The sequence below is a fragment of the Streptomyces sp. NPDC029138 genome (assembly GCF_055564375.1).
The window spans coordinates 15,712-26,697 of sequence record NZ_JBVHWM010000101.1; the positions used below are offsets into that span (position 1 = coordinate 15,712).

General features: G+C 72.8%; 10 protein-coding genes and 1 pseudogene. 3 read left to right on the forward strand and 8 right to left on the reverse strand.

Features of this window, described 5'->3' with window-relative positions; genetic code table 11:
* Positions 1 to 340: 340 nt before the first annotated feature.
* Positions 341 to 1,480, forward strand: a pseudogene (locus ACZ4WH_RS41475) (aminotransferase-like domain-containing protein); the annotation flags it as partial.
* 28 nt (positions 1,481 to 1,508) lie between these two features.
* On the opposite strand, the gene ACZ4WH_RS41480 reads toward ACZ4WH_RS41475, so the two are convergent.
* From ACZ4WH_RS41480 to ACZ4WH_RS41500, 5 genes are all read right to left on the reverse strand, one after another.
* A complete protein-coding gene (locus ACZ4WH_RS41480; protein WP_468190772.1) occupies positions 1,509 to 1,961 on the reverse strand; it encodes a DUF7144 family membrane protein in 453 nt (150 codons plus the stop codon).
* 161 nt (positions 1,962 to 2,122) lie between these two features.
* Complete coding sequence (locus tag ACZ4WH_RS41485; protein ID WP_468190773.1) at positions 2,123 to 2,632, reverse strand: O-acetyl-ADP-ribose deacetylase; 510 nt, start codon at positions 2,630 to 2,632, stop codon at positions 2,123 to 2,125.
* A gap of 21 nt (positions 2,633 to 2,653) precedes the next feature.
* Positions 2,654 to 4,072, reverse strand: coding sequence for a phytoene desaturase family protein (locus tag ACZ4WH_RS41490; RefSeq protein ID WP_468190776.1), 1,419 nt, complete (start codon positions 4,070 to 4,072; stop codon positions 2,654 to 2,656).
* Positions 4,073 to 4,159: 87 nt separating this feature from the next.
* Positions 4,160 to 5,005: an inositol monophosphatase family protein gene (locus ACZ4WH_RS41495; protein ID WP_468190778.1), complete on the reverse strand. Its 846-nt coding sequence runs from the start codon at positions 5,003 to 5,005 to the stop codon at positions 4,160 to 4,162.
* A gap of 128 nt (positions 5,006 to 5,133) precedes the next feature.
* Positions 5,134 to 6,978: a gamma-glutamyltransferase family protein gene (locus tag ACZ4WH_RS41500; protein ID WP_468190780.1), complete on the reverse strand. Its 1,845-nt coding sequence runs from the start codon at positions 6,976 to 6,978 to the stop codon at positions 5,134 to 5,136.
* Positions 6,979 to 7,693: 715 nt separating this feature from the next.
* On the opposite strand from ACZ4WH_RS41500, the gene ACZ4WH_RS41505 reads away from it, so the two are divergent.
* Positions 7,694 to 7,897 carry a cold-shock protein gene (locus ACZ4WH_RS41505; RefSeq protein ID WP_468190782.1) on the forward strand — a complete coding sequence of 68 codons (204 nt, stop codon included), beginning with the start codon at positions 7,694 to 7,696 and terminating at the stop codon, positions 7,895 to 7,897.
* A 59-nt stretch (positions 7,898 to 7,956) separates the two neighbouring features.
* Here the strand turns inward: ACZ4WH_RS41505 and ACZ4WH_RS41510 are convergent, their stop codons facing one another.
* Positions 7,957 to 8,394: a CBS domain-containing protein gene (locus ACZ4WH_RS41510; protein ID WP_468190784.1), complete on the reverse strand. Its 438-nt coding sequence runs from the start codon at positions 8,392 to 8,394 to the stop codon at positions 7,957 to 7,959.
* A gap of 113 nt (positions 8,395 to 8,507) precedes the next feature.
* Positions 8,508 to 8,900 (reverse strand): DUF2267 domain-containing protein, encoded by a 393-nt coding sequence (locus ACZ4WH_RS41515; protein WP_468190786.1) that lies wholly within the window; start codon positions 8,898 to 8,900, stop codon positions 8,508 to 8,510.
* Between the two features lie 743 nt (positions 8,901 to 9,643).
* Between ACZ4WH_RS41515 and ACZ4WH_RS41520 the strand changes: the two genes are divergently transcribed.
* Positions 9,644 to 10,447 (forward strand): VOC family protein, encoded by an 804-nt coding sequence (locus ACZ4WH_RS41520; RefSeq protein ID WP_468190788.1) that lies wholly within the window; start codon positions 9,644 to 9,646, stop codon positions 10,445 to 10,447.
* Positions 10,448 to 10,518: 71 nt separating this feature from the next.
* On the opposite strand, the gene ACZ4WH_RS41525 is transcribed toward ACZ4WH_RS41520, so the two are convergent.
* The gene (locus ACZ4WH_RS41525) at positions 10,519 to 10,863 is read right to left on the reverse strand and encodes a MerR family transcriptional regulator (RefSeq protein ID WP_468190790.1); all 345 of its coding nucleotides are present in this window, start codon (positions 10,861 to 10,863) and stop codon (positions 10,519 to 10,521) included.
* Between the last annotated feature and the right edge of the window lie 123 nt (positions 10,864 to 10,986).

Consider the following 10,986-nt stretch of genomic DNA (forward strand, 5'->3'; position numbering starts at 1 on the left):
CACCGCACCCCATGAGCCCTACCCCGGTCAGCGCGACGCCAGGTCCGCCGGACCGAACCCCGGCCAGGACACCACCGCGACGCCTGAGCCGTACCCCGGTCAGCGCGACAGCGGGCCCGCCGGGCCGAACCCCGGCCACACCCCCGCGACCCATGAGCCGCACCCCGGTCGGCGCGACGCCAGGTCCGCCGGACCGAACCCCGGCCAAGACACTGCGACCCATGAGGCGCACCCCGGCCAAGGCGCCACCGGAACCCGTGAGCCGTACCCCGCTCAAGGTGTCGGTGAGCGCGGTCGGCCGGGCGTCGGTGAGGGCGGTGGGCCGGGGGTCTCTGGAGTCGGTGGGCTGTTCGGCGGGGAGCCCGGGGCGGCGGTGTTCGACGTGCTGCGGGCCGCTCCGGCCGCCGTCGACTTCACGCCGGGGCGCCCCGACCTCACCACCTTTCCCCGCGCCGCCTGGCTGCGGGCCGAGCGGGCCGTGCTCGCCGAGCTGTCCGCCGAGCAGCTCGGCTACGGCGACCCGCGCGGCGCGCCCCGGCTGCGGCGGGCCGTCGCCGACTGGCTCGCGCGCGTGCGGGGTGTACGCGTGGAGCCGGACGCGGTGCTGATCGTCGCGGGCACCGCACAGGCGCTCACCCTGCTGCACCCGGTGCTGCGGGCGGACGGCGTCGACGCGGTCGCGGTGGAGGATCCCGGCTCGCTCGGGGCCCGCCAGCACCTGCGGAACGGAGGGCTGGCCACCCCGCCGGTGCCGGTCGACGAGGAGGGCGTACGGGTCGACGCGCTGCGGGCGACCAGCGCCCGGGCCGTCCTGCTCACGCCCGCCCATCAGTTCCCCACCGGCGTGGTGACCAGCGGCGAGCGCCGGCGCGAGCTGCTGGAGTGGGCGCGGGACGGCGGGCTGATCCTGGAGGACGACTACGACGCGGAACACCGTTACGACCGGCCCCCGGTGCCCGCGCTGCGCGCCCTGCTGGCCGACCGGGTCTGCTATCTGGGCAGCGTGTCGAAGCTGCTGGCACCGGCGCTGCGGATCGGCTGGCTGGTGGCACCGGCCCGGTACCGCGCCCCGCTGGTCGACGCCAAACGCTTCGACGACCTGGGCAACGCGGTGCTCCCGCAGCTGGTGCTCGCCCGGTTGATGGAGTCGGGGGAACTGGAGCGCCACCTGCGGCTGTTGCGCGGGCGCCACCGCAGGCGGCGGGACGCGATGATCGCGGCCCTCGCCGAGCATCTGCCGGGCGCGCGGGTGCACGGGGCCGCGGCGGGCCTGCATCTGACGGTGACGTACGCCTCCGACGTCCCCGACACGGAGTTCGCCGCGGCGGCGCTGGCGCGCGGGGTGAAGTGCCAGCCGCTGTCCTGGCACCGGCAGTCGCCCGGCCCGCCCGGTCTGGTCCTCGGCTACGCGGCCACCCCGCCGGGTGTCGTCGCGGAGGGCGTGGCACTGCTCGGCAGGGCCCTGCGTGAGCTGCGGTGACGGAGGCGTGCCGGGCTCCGGCGGGGTCTCAGCTCGCCGCTTCGCGACGGGACGCCAGCGCCCAGAGCACGAAGACGTCGATCGCCAGCAGGATCAGCGACCAGACGGGCGCGTACGGCAGGAACAGGAACTGCGCGATGAGGCTGAGCGCGACGAGGAACAGACCGACGACGCGGGCCCAGGCCATGCCCATGAGCAGCCCGATGCCGGTCGCCAGGACCAGGGCGCCGATGATGATGTGGATCGTGCCCCAGCCGGTGAGGTTCATCTTGTAGATGTAGCTGCCGAGGCGGAAGTAGACGGCGTCCCCGGCGACCGCGGCGATCCCCTGGAGGAGCGCGAGGAGGCCGCTGCATAGCATCAGGACTCCGGCGAAGGTGACGCCGCCGGTCACCCAGCCGTTGCCCCGGGCTCCGGACTGCCGCGACGGCCACGAGCCGCCCGAGGGGGTCGGTCCGGTGGGCTGCGCTGCCTGGCTCATGAGCGTGTCCTTTCTGCCTCCCCGTTCGTCCGGTGCCCGCGTGCTCGCGGGGAGCACGCGGGCACTCCGAGCGTTGGCCAGACAGCCGCCGGGCGCACCAAGGGCTACGCCGTTCGGGTGACCCCCGTCGATCGGCCCGGGTCGGTCGGCGGCAGCGTTCGTCAGCCGACCCGCCGGGCGAACGCCTGGTAGGCCCGTTCGTCGAAGAGCACGAAGCGTGCCTCCTCCACCGCCGTCGGCGTGTTCCGTACCGCCTCCACCGCGATGCGGGCCGCGTCCTCCATCGGCCACCGGTAGACGCCGGTGGAGACGGCCGGGAAGGCGACGGTACGGGCGCCGAGTCCGTCGGCGACGCGCAGGGACTCGCGGTAGCAGGAGCCGAGCAGCTCCGAGCGGTCCTCGGTGGCGGACCAGACGGGTCCCACGGTGTGGATCACCCAGCGGGCGTCCAGTTCGCCCGCCGTGGTGGCGACCGCCTGGCCCGTCGGGAGGCCCTTTCCGTACCGGGAGGCGCGCAGGGCACGGCACTCCTCCAGGATGGCGGGGCCGCCCCGGCGGTGGATCGCGCCGTCCACGCCTCCGCCGCCGAGCAGGGAGGAGTTCGCCGCGTTGACGATGGCGTCGGCGTGCTGCCGGGTGATGTCGCCCTGGACGAGGGTGATGGCGGTCATGTCTGCCTCAGCTGATGGGCGTCATGTCTGTCTCAGTCTCCGCCAGACAGCCTTGGCCGCGTTGTGTCCCGACATGCCGTGGACGCCGGGCCCGGGCGGGGTGGCCGAGGAGCAGATGAAGACGGCCGGGTGGGGGGTGTGGTACGGGAACAGGGTCGGCTTGGGGCGCAGCAGCAGCTGGAGTCCGGAGGCCGCGCCGCAGGCGATGTCGCCGCCGACGTAGTTGGCGTTGCGGGCGGCCATCTCGGCGGGCCCGGCGGTGGCGCGGGCGAGGACGCGGTCCCGGAAGCCGGGGGCGAAGCGCTCCAGCTGGCGTTCCATGGCGTCGGTGAGGTCGCCGGACCAGCCGTTCGGCACATGGCCGTAGGCCCAGAAGACGTGCTTGCCCTCGGGGGCGCGGGTGGGGTCGACCAGGCTGGGCTGCACGGTGATCATGAACGGTCTCTCGGGGGCGCGGCCCTCGCGGGAGGCGGCGCGCAGCGCGGTGCCGATCTCGGTGTGGCTCGCGCCGATCTGGACGGTGCCGGCGATGCGGGCCTCGGGCGCGGTCCAGGGCACCGGGCCGTCCAGCGCGTAGTCGATCTTGAAGACGCTGGGGCCGTAGCGGTAGCGCGCGTAGTGGTCGCCGAAGCCGGCGATCCGGGCGAGCGCGGCGGGCGAGGTGTCGAAGACGTACGCGCGCGCGGGCGGCAGGTCGTCCAGGCGCTTGACCTCGTAGTCGGTGTGCACGGCGCCGCCGAGGTCGGTCAGGTAGGCGGCGAGGGCGTCGGAGATGGCCTGGGAGCCGCCACGGGGCACGGGCCAGCCGCGGGCGTGGGCGGAGAGGGCGAAGACGAGTCCGATGGCGCTGGTGGCCAGGCCGCTCAGCGGTGCCATCACATGGCCGACCAGGCCGGCGAACAGCGTCTTGAACCGCTCGTCCTTGAAGCGGCGCATCAGCCAGGTGGACGGCGGGAGCCCGGCCAGGCCGAAGCGGGCCAGGGTGACCGGGTCGCGGGGCAGCGCGGTCAGCGGGAGGGACATGAAGTCCCGGACGAGGGTGTCCCAGTGGGCGAGGAGCGGCTCGACCAGTCTGCGGTACGGTCCCGCGTCGCGCGGGCCGAAGGAGGCGGCGGTCTCGGCGACCGAGCGGGACAGCACGGCCGCGGTGCCGTCCGGGAACGGGTGGGCCATGGGCAGCGGGGCGTGCAGCCATTGGAGGCCGTACCGGTCGAGCGGCAGGGCGCGGAACGCCGGGGAGTTGATGCCGAGGGGGTGCGCGGCCGAGCACGGGTCGTGCCGGAAGCCGGGCAGGGTCAGCTCCTCGGTGCGGGCGCCGCCGCCCACGGTGGGCTTCGCCTCGAACAGGGCCACGGAGAAGCCCCGGCGGGCCAGCTCCACAGCTGCGGTCAGTCCGTTCGGTCCCGCACCCACCACGACCGCATCGAGCATCGACGGCACCTTCGGTCCCCTTCGTCAGCCGATGGCCATTCGGGATCAGGATATGCCGGGGGTCCGACACTCCCCCGGCCCGGGTGGCCCCGGGGGTCAGGACGCGGTGCGCAGCAGGTCCGCGACCCGGCGGGCGGTGGCGGCGTCCCGGGCGGCGGTGAACGGCAGGGCGTTGCCGCCGGTGACACGGAACGGCTCACCGGTCAGGGTGAGGTGCGTACCGCCCGCCTCCTCGACCAGGAGCAGACCGGCCGCGTGGTCCCAGGCGGCCTCCCAGGAGAACGCGACGGCGTCCAACTCGCCCCGGGCCACGGCGAGATACTCCAGGCCCGCGGAGCCGCACGCGCGCGGGGCGAGGCCGTCGGTCCACAGGGAGCGCAGGGCGCGCTTCTGCTCGTCGGTGGTGTAGTCCGGGTGGGAGGTGGCGACGACGAGGTCCCGGCCGGGCGTGGGCGGGCCCGCGAACAGCCGCTCCCCGTCGAGGAAGGCGCCCTGGCCACGGACGGCGGTGGCGAGCTGGTCGCGCGCCGCCGCGTAGGTCCAGGAGGCGATCACCACGCCCCGCTGGACGAGCGCCACCAGGGTGCAGAAGCCGTCGTCGCCGTGCACGAACTGGCGGGTGCCGTCGACCGGGTCGACGATCCACACCGGGACGTCGTCCTGGAGCGCCTGGTACACCGCCGGGTTGGCGTGCACCGCTTCCTCGCCGACCACCACCGAGCCGGGCAGCAGGGCCCCGAGGTCCTCGGTGAGCCGCAGCTCGGCGAGGCGGTCGGCGTCCGTCACCAGGTCGTGCGGGCCGCTCTTCTGGTCGACCTCGTGCGCGGCGAGGCGGCGGAAGCGGGGCAGGATCTCGGCCGCGGCGGCCTTGCGGACCGCTTCCTCCACGTCGGCCGAGCAGCGGGCGAGAAACTCCTCGATGGTTTCCGTCTCTTCGATCATGCCTCCCATGAGAGCACGTCCCACTGACAATCCCCGCCGCCGCCCGGTGTACGCGGGGTGGAATCGGGGTGAAGAGCGGGGATCGGCACCGCCGCCGGTCCGGCACGGCCGCCGGTCCGGCACGGCCGTCAGCGGCCGACGGCGTATCCCTGCATGCCGCGCGGATTGGCCGCCGCCGACAGGACGCCGGTCTCCGGGTCCCGGGCCACCGCGCACAGCCGCCCCTCGGACCATGCGGGGCCGACGGTGACGTCGTGGCCGCGCCGCCGCAGCTCCTCGATCACCTCGGCGTCCATGCGGGACTCCACTGTCACGCCGCCGGGATGCCGGCCGCGCGGGTGGAAGGAGCTGGGGTGGCTGTCGTTGTGCCAGTTCGGGGCGTCGATGGCGCCCTGGAGGTCGAGGCCGCCGCGCACCGGGGCCCGCAGGGTGGCGGCCAGGAAGAAGTGCAGCTGCCACTGGTCCTGCTGGTCGCCGCCGGGCGTGCCGAACGCCATGACCGGCACGCCGTCGCGCAGCGCGAGGGACGGGGTGAGGGTGGTGCGGGGGCGGCGGCCGGGGGTGAGGGAGCCGGGCAGGCCCTCCTCCAGCCAGGTCATCTGTAGGCGGGTGCCGAGCGGGAAGCCCAGCTCGGGGACGACCGGGTTGGACTGGAGCCAGCCGCCGCTGGGCGTGGCCGCGATCATGTTGCCCCAGCGGTCGACGACGTCCAGGTGGCAGGTGTCGCCGCGGGTCGTGCCGTCGGCGGCGACCTCGGGCTCGCCGGGCAGTCTCGCGACGGCCGGCTCGTTGGTCAGCCTCGCGACGGTCGGTTCTCCCGCGCCCATCGGGTCGAAGCCGGGCTCCGCGCCGGACCGCACGCGCGCGTGTGCCCGTGCGGGCAGCCTCGGGGTACGGCCGCCCGGGCTGCCGGGGCGCAGCTCGTGGTCCGCCTTCTCGCCGACGAGGGCCCGCCGGTCCGCGTTGTACTCGTCCGACAGCAGGTCCGCGAGGGGCACCTCGGCGGCGTCGCCGTACCAGGCCTCACGGTCGGCCATGGCGAGCTTGCAGCCCTCGATCAGCAGGTGGACGTAGTCGGCGGAGCCATAGGCGGGCAGCTCGGGCGGGAGCAGGGCGAGCTGCTGGAGCAGCACCGGGCCCTGGCTCCAGGGGCCGGCCTTGCACACCGTCCAGCCGTTCCAGTCGTACGTCACCGGCGTCTCGTACGTCGCCGACCAGCCGGCGAGGTCGGCCTCGGCGAGGGTGCCGGTGTGCCGCTCGCCGCTGGTGTCCAGGGTGGGCCGCCGGGACTGCCGTACCAGGGCGTCGGCGATGAAGCCGGAGCGCCACACCTCGCGCGCGGCGTCGATCCGGGCCTCCCGGCCGCCCGCGCGGGCGGTCTCGGCCAGCAGCCGCCTCCAGGTGGCGGCGAGGGCGGGGTTGCGCAGCAGCGTGCCGGGGCGGGGTGCCCGGCCGCCCGGCAGGTACACCTCGGCCGACGAGGTCCACTCGGTCTCGAACAGCCGCCGTACGCTCTCGACGGTCAGGCCGATGTTCTCCACGGGCGCGTGCCCGTGTTCGGCGTACCCGATGGCGTACTTCAGGACGTCGTCCAGGGACTTGGTGCCGTGGTCGCGCAGGAGCAGCAGCCAGGCGTCGAAGGCACCGGGCACGGCCGCGGCGAGCGGTCCGGTGCCCGGGACGAGATCCAGTCCGAGCCCCCGGTAGTGGGCGACCGTCGCGCCCGCCGGGGCCACGCCCTGCCCGCACAGCACACGCACGGCGCCGCCCGCCGGGGCGAGCAGGATCGGCACCTCACCGGCCGGCCCGTTGAGGTGCGGCTCCACGACATGCAGCACGAACGCCCCGGCCACGGCGGCGTCGAACGCGTTGCCCCCGTCCTCCAGCACCGCCATCGCCGACTGGGAGGCGAGCCAGTGGGTGGAGGACACCATGCCGAAGGTGCCCTGGAGGGTGGGGCGGGTGGTGAACATACGACCTCTCACCTCGCTGTTTGCGCGCACCGGTCCGTCCGATCGGCGCTCAGGAACCGTCCTGGGGAGAATCTGGGAAGTTCGAGTCAGCACCCGCGTTCCCCCGGTCACCGAGCAGGCTATCGATCGCCTTGCGTCCCTCCTCCCCTGCCTCTCCATGAAGTGGGTGCAGTGGTCGAGCGTGATGGTCGGCCAAGAATGCCCCAGCCACTTGGCGAGGGTTACGACCGACTCCCCCGCCTCAAGCACATAGAGGGCATGACCCCATGGGACGGGGGCATCAGGCAGGGGCCCGACACGGTCATCTCCGAGATGGACCACGTGCCAGGGAGAAGGGAGCCGGATGGACCGAAGGCACGGTTGCCGGCACCACGACCGGCTGGGCGAGGCGGCACTCGACATGCAGGACGCCGGCCGCTTGCACGAAGACGTCGTCTGCCGCGCGAGACCGCTCGCGCCGCGATGTACCTCGCCCTCGAGAACGTCCCGTTCACCGGGCCGCTGCCCGTGGCTTCGGCGCCGGCGTGGCCCAGACCACGTGTTCAACCCTGACAAGCGGTTCGGCCGGTCACGGTTTGCTTCCGCCCCTGGGGGAGAACCGCTGTATCGACCAGCGTTTCGGCTTCCAAGCGGCCGAGCTGACCACGATGATCCGCATAGGCGCGGCAGCAGACGGTCGTCCAGCGTCGCCTGATCCTCGACGAAGGGAATGATCATGGCCACGGGCACGGTGAAGTGGTTCAACGCGGAGAAGGGATTCGGCTTCATCCAGCAGGACGGTGGCGGACCGGACGTATTCGTCCACTATTCGGCCATTGCCGGCGGTGGCTACCGGGAGCTCAGCGAAGGTCAGAAAGTCCGCTTCGACATCACCCAGGGAAACAGGGGCCCGCAGGCCGAGAACGTCACACCGGCCTGAACGGTCGGGGCTGGCGCACGCCGTGGCGCAAGGGCCGCGGGCCCTGCCAGGCAACCGCATTACTCGTTGGGCTCCGAGGCGCTGATGTCGGCCGGCGCGGAGTCGGTGTCGCGTTCGACAGCCAGGTCTCCGAGGGAGACGATGCCGACCGGCCGGCCCTCTTCGATGACCGGCAGACGGCGCACGGAGTGCTCGCGCATCAGCTCGACCGCCCGGCTGACGCCGTCGGCCGGGGAGAGGCTGACCAGTTGCTCGCTGCGCGCTTCGGCGACCGTGCGGTCCTCGATGTTCCCTCCCTCGCACAGCACGCGCACGACCAGGTCCCGGTCGGTGACCAGGCCGCGCAGTTCCTGGTTCTGGGCGACCAGGACGGCGCCGACGTCCTCATGATGTCCCGGACCTTGTGCACTGCCATGGCTCGCCTCCGTGGCGGATTTTGTGGCCGCGCGGCTCCCGCGATCGGCGGTGCTTCCCGGCCCCAGTGCCCTTACCCGCACGCCGCCGACCGTTTCCGCCTTGCGGCCGCTTTCCCCTCCGAGGGCCCGGCCACAGGGCCGGCCGCCACAGCGACTCGCCTCTGCCACCGGGACACCGACGGCGCGACCAACGATCAGTCGGCCAGATCCGGCCTGCCGAACAGCGCGGCGTAGCCGGAGGGCAGCTGGCTGATGATCTGGTTCAGCTCCCCGCCGGAGACGGCGTCGGCCACAGTCGACAGCACGGCACTGGCGTCCCACTCGGCCGTGCGGGGACGGGCGCCGGTTTGTACGGCGACGCGTCGGCAGAACTCCTCCACTCCGAATCCCTCCGCCTGGCGCTCACGATCACCGGTCAGCGCGGCATCCAGCGGTTCGGGCAGCTGCGCGGCCAGGTCAGCGGCCTCACCTGGCGTGATCCGCTGGGACAGGACTTCAAGCACCGCGGTGGTGACCTTCTCGGCCTCCTCCCGGTCGGTGTACTCGCCTCGCTCGCGGACCTGGGCCAGGAACTCGTCGTACCTCATCGCCGTCCTTCACTTTGTGATCGTGTCGGGACCCGCCCATGCACGCACAGAGCGTGAGGAATATGGGCGGTAATCGGGTCATTATGGGCAGTGGAGTTCCCGATCAGGGGGAAGGACCGGCCGGCTTTGCTCAGCCGATGTCGAGCCGGCTCAGGGACCACGTCGATGATCGTGATGATCTCCGCCTGCGCTTCGTCCGGCACAGCGAAGAGCACGTGGACGGCCCGATGGATCAGTTCCACTCCGCATGATGCCCCGCAGACGGGCAGGAACGCCGCAGCCGACCAAGCGACCCACATCGCCCCACACCAATGAACCGGCAAAGGCTGCTCAGAACCACCATCAAGCCGGCCTCACGTGGAGACCTCAGCGTCCGGCGGCGTCGGAATCGTCGCGCACCCAGGCAAGCGGGGCCGATCGTTCTCCGCATCACTCTCATCGCCGGGAACGCCCAGCCGTCCCATGAACGCCGGCTCGCTGCACGCCAGGACACGCTGTAACCGCTCCCGCAATTCCGCATACGGCACGCCTGTGCCAGGTCGCTCTGCTGCCACGGCAGACCTAACGAGATGGGCGGGGCGGGCGGTGTCCGCCGGACGGGTGGGGTAGCGAACCCACTACCAGGAAGCGGGGCTGAACCGGAAGGGGCCGAAGCCGAGGGCAGGAGATGTGCGGGACCACAACTCTGGTGGACACTTGAGGCAGGTCAGTGGCTACCTGCGGCGAAACGGGGTGCGATGGCCATGAAACACGGCACCACACACTCTCCGGCTGCAGCGGACGTCGTCTTCACGGGTTCCGTGTCCGGCGCGCCGTGCTGGGTGAGTCTGACCAGCCGCGATCTCGACCAAACACAGCGCTTCTACGGCGCCGTACTGGGCTGGCAATGGCGCACCGCAAGACTGGGTGACCGTTTCCTGACCGCGCTGGCGGACGGCATACCCGTCGCGGGGATCGCGGGGATGGCCACCGTCTGGCGCATGCCCGTGACCTGGACACCGTACTTCGCCGTCGAGAACGCGGACGAGACGGCGGCCCGCGCCCGGGAGCGCGGCGGGACCGTGGCGGTGGGGCCGATCTCCTTCCCGCCCGGAAGGGCGGCGCTGCTCGCCGACCGTGACGGGGCCGCCTTCGGGATATGGCAGGGCAAGCTCGTCACCGAGTGGGAGGCGTGGCGACAGGCGGCACCGACGTTCATCACCCTCCACACCCGCGACGCGTTCGATGCGGCCATCTTCTACGGCGAGATCCTCGAATGGGCCTCTGACCGCCCCGGCTGCTGCCAGGTGCAGTACGAAGAGGACAGGGTGGTGCTGCGCAGCCAGGGCTCCGTCGTGGCGCGTATCGAGGCCGGCACGGTGGACACAGCTCCCGATCGCTCGGTCCGGCCGCACTGGCAAGTCTGCTTCGTGGTGGCAGACGTGCCACGGTGCGCCGAAGCCGCACGAAGGCAGGGCGGCGACGTCCTTGCCGAGGGCGAACACGAGGCTGTGCTGCGCGACCCTGACGGCGCCCGCTTTACGGTGACCTCACGCCGGGAGCACTGACGTCGGCCGGGTAAGCGCGTGGGACCGGGCGGCGGCTGGGCGTCACGCTCGCCACCCGCCCGGTGTCCCGATCAGGCCGAGGTCTTCTGCTGCGCCTCGCCGCCCTGGTTGCGCAGTTCCTCGTTGATGCGCCGGGCCTCTTCGAGTTGGTCCTCGAGGATGACGATGCGGCAGGCAGCCTCGATGGGGGTGCCCTGGTCGACGAGTTCACGGGCGCGGGCAGCGATGCGCAGCTGGTAGCGGGAGAAGCGGCGGTGGCCGCCTTCGGAGCGCAAGGGGGTGATCAGGCGGTGTTCGCCCAGGGCGCGGAGGAAGGCGGGGGTGGTGCCGAGCATCTCGGCGGCCCGGCCCATGGTGTAGGCGGGATAGTCGTCGTCATCCAAAGGGGTGACGGGGCGGGTACTGCGAGGGGGCATAAACCTCTTCTTTCAAAGGACGCGTCGGGGGGGGGGGGGGGGGGGGGGGGGGGGGGGGGGGGGGGGGGGGGGGGGGGGGCTGCGTGGCAAAGCGTGGAGTTTCGTTTTTTTTCGGTGCCCCTT

Coding starts and splice junctions, on each gene's coding strand:
- ACZ4WH_RS41480 (WP_468190772.1), bottom strand. CDS start 1,961: ATGAGCCAGGCAGCGCAGCCCACCGGACCGACCCCCTCGGGCGGCTCG.
- ACZ4WH_RS41485 (WP_468190773.1), bottom strand. CDS start 2,632: ATGACCGCCATCACCCTCGTCCAGGGCGACATCACCCGGCAGCACGCC.
- ACZ4WH_RS41495 (WP_468190778.1), bottom strand. CDS start 5,005: ATGATCGAAGAGACGGAAACCATCGAGGAGTTTCTCGCCCGCTGCTCG.
- ACZ4WH_RS41500 (WP_468190780.1), bottom strand. CDS start 6,978: ATGTTCACCACCCGCCCCACCCTCCAGGGCACCTTCGGCATGGTGTCC.
- ACZ4WH_RS41505 (WP_468190782.1), top strand. CDS start 7,694: ATGGCCACGGGCACGGTGAAGTGGTTCAACGCGGAGAAGGGATTCGGC.
- ACZ4WH_RS41515 (WP_468190786.1), bottom strand. CDS start 8,900: ATGAGGTACGACGAGTTCCTGGCCCAGGTCCGCGAGCGAGGCGAGTAC.
- ACZ4WH_RS41520 (WP_468190788.1), top strand. CDS start 9,644: ATGAAACACGGCACCACACACTCTCCGGCTGCAGCGGACGTCGTCTTC.
- ACZ4WH_RS41525 (WP_468190790.1), bottom strand. CDS start 10,863: ATGCCCCCTCGCAGTACCCGCCCCGTCACCCCTTTGGATGACGACGAC.